Annotated in this window: 2 protein-coding genes; both read left to right on the top strand. The window is 76.6% G+C overall.

What is annotated here, in order from left to right; all coding sequences use genetic code 11:
- The coding region (locus HCN52_RS24565) for a C40 family peptidase (protein ID WP_209314960.1) at window positions 1-377 on the top strand (377 nt) is incomplete at its 5' end.
- A 204-nt stretch (window positions 378-581) separates the two neighbouring features.
- The gene (locus HCN52_RS24560; protein ID WP_168090608.1) at window positions 582-1,088 is read left to right on the top strand and encodes a DoxX family protein; all 507 of its coding nucleotides are present in this window, start codon (window positions 582-584) and stop codon (window positions 1,086-1,088) included.
- Window positions 1,089-1,137 lie beyond the last annotated feature (49 nt).

The raw sequence follows: 1,137 nt of genomic DNA, 5'->3' as shown, positions 1-1,137 counted from the left end.
CGCCCGCGCCGCCGCCCGCCCCCGCCGGGTCCCGCGCCGCGCAGGCGGTCGCGTTCGCCCAGGCGCAGCTCGGCAAGCCCTACGGCTGGGGCGCGACCGGCCCCTCGGCCTTCGACTGCTCGGGGCTGACGCAGGCCGCCTGGCAGGCCGCGGGCGTCTCCCTTCCCCGCACCAGCCACAGCCAGATCGGCGCCGGCGTGCGGGTCTCCCGCGACCAGCTCGCCCCCGGTGACCTGGTCTTCTACTACTCGGGACTCACCCACGTCGGCATGTACGTCGGCAACGGACAGATCATTCACGCCTCCCGGCCCGGCACCCCGGTGCGCTACGCGCCGGTCGACTCCATGCCGTTCGCCGGCGCCGCCCGGCCGGGCTGACACCGGTCGGCCGACACGGGCGGCCGCCCGACTCAGCCCGGTCGCCCGCCGCTCCCCGGGGGCGGCGGGCGGCGGGGCGCCCGCCGGGCGGCCGCCCGCATCGGGCGCCGCGAGCTGATCCGACGCGGGGTCTCGAACGCGCTCTTACCGCTCGCCGGGTCCGGTGACAGACTCGTGCGCCGCACCGACGTGAGGAGCCGAGAGATGCCGGTGGACCGGAAGAGCGGACCGATGGACGACCAGGGCGGTGTCCGCGAGCGGCTCGCCCGCCACGGGGTCCTGCCGCTGCGGCTCTTCCTCGGCGCCACATTCCTGTACGCGGGCCTGGACACGTTCTTCTCCGGCGGTCCCTTCTCCCACGTGGACCGCGACACGTTGCACTCCATGCTGGGGGCCGGCCGGGACAGCTCGGCAGCGCCGCGGCTGGTGGACCTGGTGCTGGAGAACTCGGGAGCGGCGCTCACCCTGGTCGCGGTGGTGGAGATCGCCGTCGGGGCGCTGGTCCTGCTCGGTCTCCTCACCCGGCCCGCGGCGCTGGTGGGCGCAGGTCTGGCGCTCGGCCTCTGGCTCACCGTCTCCTGGGGGACCAACCCCTACTACTTCGGCAACGACCTGCCGTACGCCGTCGGCTTCCTGACCCTGGCCCTCACGGGCGCGGGCGCGTTCTCGCTGGACGCGGCCCGTGCGACCCGCCGAGCCGCCGAGCGGTGACGCCCGGTGCGGGCCCCGCACCGGGCCCGCCGGGGACCGCGCCGCACCC

The sequence above is a fragment of the Streptomyces bohaiensis genome, assembly GCF_012033785.1.
Classification (GTDB): Bacteria; Actinomycetota; Actinomycetes; order Streptomycetales; family Streptomycetaceae; genus Streptomyces; species Streptomyces bohaiensis.
The sequence above is the reverse complement of the archived record's forward strand: the minus strand, read 5'-3'. Positions and strand labels throughout refer to the sequence as shown.

Bases quoted from the DNA above. Each gene is read 5' to 3' on its own strand.
- HCN52_RS24560 (WP_168090608.1), top strand. From the start codon at position 582: ATGCCGGTGGACCGGAAGAGCGGACCGATGGACGACCAGGGCGGTGTC.